The sequence below is a fragment of the Allofournierella sp. genome (assembly GCF_017889395.1).
In the GTDB taxonomy this organism is placed as follows: Bacteria; Bacillota; Clostridia; order Oscillospirales; family Ruminococcaceae; genus Allofournierella.
This window is the reverse complement of record NZ_JAGHKE010000135.1, coordinates 1-3,561: the sequence shown is the minus strand read 5'-3', so window position 1 is coordinate 3,561 and position 3,561 is coordinate 1. Positions and strand designations below refer to the sequence as shown.

Below are 3,561 nucleotides of genomic sequence, written 5' to 3'. Positions count from 1 at the left end.
GGTCAGTCCTCCGGCCGCTTGAGGCGGCGGGGGCGGCGCGGGGCCAGAAAGTCCACGGCGGTGGCTGGGTCAAAGGGGCGGCTGGTCTGCTGGAGCCAGGCGGGCATGTGGTACTTCTGCGCCTGGGCGGTGGGGGCCGCATCCTCCCAGCGGCGGTGGGTCAGCCAGCGGGCCGGGTGGGGGATATACCGCCCGCCTGCCTCCTTCCAGGGGGCGCTTTCGGATTGGGTGGTCAAAGCGGCCAGCATGGTGTTTACAAGGGCTGTGTCCGGCCGCAGGGCCTTCCAGGCCAAAAGAGCCGCCCGCTTGTCCGCCTTGCGGGGATAGGCCTGCCAGAACCGCTCAAAGCCGGCTGGCGTATCGGCCGAGAGCTGTTCGGACTTGGGTTCAGTCTTCGGTGTGTTCTCAGAGGAGGGGGAAGACGCACGTCCGCCGCAGGCGGTGTATGTGTGTTGGGTATCTTCTTGGATATCTTTTTGGGTATCTTTTATAGCTCTTTCGGATTCATCACTTGAATGTTGCGGATTCGTTTGTTGCAAGTGACGATTTTGAAACATGGAAAGAACGGATTCGCTGACTGCATACCACAACGTGCGGTCAAAGGCAAACCGGCCGAAGCGGCCCTCTATAAGTGCGCCCTGCCGGACAAGACTTTTCAGCAGGCGGCGGATCTGAGGCACGCTCCAGAAGGAAAAATGTTCCGCCAGCCGGGTGGCGCTGGCGTACATCCAGCAGCGGCCTTCTTTCTGGCAGTCCGGGTTCGACTGATTTTTCTCGCACCAGAACCGGATGTGATCCAAAAGAATGGCTTCCTCCACGCCGTAGCGGGCGGCGGCTTCGGTATCAAAGGAATAACGCATGTGTGACCCTCCTTTTTTGAAAATAGACCGGGAAAACAAAAACCGCCCCCGGCGCGCCTGTGTTTGCCCAAGGCGCACCGGATGACGGTTTGCAAAAAAGGCGGGGCCCGCACCGGCTCCGCCTGATCTTTTCAGTTTATATGGTAGCACGGGTCGGGCCGGGCTTTCCAGGGTCAAAATGCAAAAAAATCCGGGCTTTTCAAGGGTCAAATGGCGGAAAAATCCGGGCTTTTCGCGGTGGGGAAGAGGTGGTATAATGGGGGCAAAGCCGAAAAAGGAAGTGATGGGATGCGCGGCGGTATCCTTGCGCAGAAAATTGCATGAACCCATGTGAGCAGACCGAACACACGGAAGCCTTACATGGGAGGAACAAACAATGAAACAGAACAAATACGACGATCCGAAGTTTTTTGAAAAGTACAGCCAGATGGCCCGCTCGCAAAAGGGCCTGGCAGGTGCGGGCGAATGGCACGAGCTGGAAAAGCTGCTGCCGGAGTTTGCGGGCAGGCGGGTGCTGGACCTGGGCTGCGGCTATGGCTGGCACTGCGCCTATGCGGCCCGGCAGGGCGCGGCCGCGGTGCTGGGGGTGGACCTTTCCGAGAAGATGCTGGCCACAGCCCGCGAAAAGAACAGCGGGGCGGTCATCCAGTACCGCCGCGCCGCCATGGAGGACCTGGCCTTTGCCCCGGGCAGCTTTGAGGTGGTGCTCAGCTCGCTGGCCTTCCACTACGTGCGGGACTTCGCGCCGCTGGTGGAGCACATTCATGAATGGCTCACGCCGGGCGGAGCGTTCGTCTTTTCGGTGGAGCACCCGGTCTTCACCGCTTACGGCAGCCAGGACTGGTACTATGGCCCGGACGGGGAGATCCTGCACTTCCCGGTGGACCGCTACAGCTTCGAGGGCCAGCGGCAGGCGGTGTTCCTGGGCGAGACGGTGACCAAATATCACCGCACCCTCACCACCTACCTGGAAACGCTGCTGCAAAGCGGTTTTGCGCTGCGCCATGTGGTGGAGCCCCAGCCCCCGGAGGACATGCTGGACCTGCCCGGCATGCGGGACGAGCTGCGCCGCCCCATGATGCTGCTGGTGGCCGCCCAGAAGCAGTAATCGTTTTGCGTCAAACAAAAAGCCAGAGCGTTTTGCTCTGGCTTTTTGTTTTGCTTATTTGTTCGCCTTGGGTTCGGCCTTGACTTCCGCTTTGGGGGCTTTTTCGGCTTTGGCTTCGGGCTTGGATTCCGCCTTTGCCTGGGCAGGAGCTTTGGCCGGTTTCGCCGCCTTTGCGGGCGGGGTGAGACCCGGCTCTTCCATGGATTGCTTTTCCAGCACGGGGGCCGGGGGCGGGGGCACATCCTCCACCAGGATGGTGAAGCCGTAGGGGTTCACCTCGGTGTGCTTGCCGAAGGCCTCCTCCACGATCAGCCGGGAGGACCGGTTCACGATGATCTCCGCCATCTGGGCACAGCCGGTGCGGCGGTAGTGCAGCACATCGCCCTCCGCCTTGATGATCTGCATGTCGCCCTCGGCGAAGGCGTCGCACTCCCGGCGCAGGTGGGCCAGCTGGCGCAGCACCGGGCGCACCCGGCTCTCGGTGGATTCCCAGTTAAAGTAGGCCCGGTTGAAGGGGTCCCGGTAGCCCTGCATGGCGATCTCGTCGCCGTAATAGATGCTGGGCACGCCGGGCAGCGTAAAGATCATGGCGTAGGCCAGCCGCAGCAGCCGCACGCCGTGGTCGTACCGGTCCCGGGGCAGGGTGCGGCCGCTCTGCCAGTACCGGTCCTTGCCGTCCGAGGGTTCGTCCGCAATGGCGGTGAGCGCCCGCTCGGTGTCGTGGGTGCTCATGAAGTTCATCAGGCAGTGCAGCGCCGGAGCCGGGTAATGCTCGCAGATGGCCATGATGTCCTCGGCGGTGTCCGCCGCGCTGCGGCCCTTCAAAAAGCCCAGCACCGCGTTGCGGAAGGGGTAGTTCATCACCGCGTCCAGCCCGTTGCCCAAAAGATAGGTCCGGCGCACGCCGTAGGCCTCCTTGGTGGTGGCGTCCTCCCAAACCTCGCCCAGCAGGTAGCAGTCCGGCCCGTGGGCCTTCACCGCCTTGCGGATCTCCTCGATGAAATCATCCGGCAATTCGTCCGCCACATCCAGCCGGAAGCCGGACGCGCCCAGGCTCAGCCAGGTGTCGATCACGCCGCCCTTGCCGCAGATAAACTGGCGGTAGGCCGGGTCGCTCTCCTGCACCTCGGGCAGGCTCTCGAAGCCCCACCAGCTGCGGTAGCCGCAGGCATAGTTGGGGCTGAAATCGTACCAGCTGCGATAGGGGCTCTGGGGGTCGTGGTAGGCACCGCCCGGGCCGTAGCGGCCCTCCCGGTTGAAGTAGATGGAGTCCGAGCCGGTGTGGCTGAACACGCCGTCCAGAATGATGCGGATGCCCTGGCGGCGGGCCGCGGCGCACAGCTGGCTGAACTCTTCTTTGGTGCCCAGCAGCGGGTCCGGATTCAGGTAGTCAGCGGTGTTGTAGCGGTGGTTGGAATGGGCCTCGAAGATGGGGTTCAGATAGATCCAGCTGACCCCCAGCTCCTTCAAATAGGGCAGCTTTTCCATGATGCCCGCAAAGTCGCCGCCGAAGTAGTCCATGTTCAGATAGCCGCCCTCTTCGTTGGGCCAGAAGTAGGGCTCGCCGTGCTTGTTCTCCCGGTAGATGCGGTC

General features: G+C 62.6%; 3 protein-coding genes. 1 reads left to right on the top strand and 2 read right to left on the bottom strand.

All coding sequences use genetic code 11. From position 1 onward, the window contains the following. Positions 1 to 2: 2 nt before the first annotated feature. The gene (locus tag J7G73_RS12655; protein ID WP_291246525.1) at positions 3 to 860 is read right to left on the bottom strand and encodes a hypothetical protein; all 858 of its coding nucleotides are present in this window, start codon (positions 858 to 860) and stop codon (positions 3 to 5) included. A gap of 376 nt (positions 861 to 1,236) precedes the next feature. Between J7G73_RS12655 and J7G73_RS12650 the strand changes: the two genes are divergently transcribed. After that, on the top strand, positions 1,237 to 1,968 hold the full coding sequence (locus J7G73_RS12650; protein ID WP_291246524.1) for a bifunctional 2-polyprenyl-6-hydroxyphenol methylase/3-demethylubiquinol 3-O-methyltransferase UbiG: 732 nt from the start codon (positions 1,237 to 1,239) through the stop codon (positions 1,966 to 1,968). Positions 1,969 to 2,022: 54 nt separating this feature from the next. Here J7G73_RS12650 and J7G73_RS12645 read toward each other — a convergent pair. Then, the coding region (locus tag J7G73_RS12645) for a glycoside hydrolase family 13 protein (RefSeq protein ID WP_291246523.1) at positions 2,023 to 3,561 on the bottom strand (1,539 nt) is incomplete at its 5' end.

Bases quoted from the DNA above. Each gene is read 5' to 3' on its own strand.
- J7G73_RS12655 (WP_291246525.1), bottom strand. From the start codon at position 860: ATGCGTTATTCCTTTGATACCGAAGCCGCCGCCCGCTACGGCGTGGAG.
- J7G73_RS12650 (WP_291246524.1), top strand. From the start codon at position 1,237: ATGAAACAGAACAAATACGACGATCCGAAGTTTTTTGAAAAGTACAGC.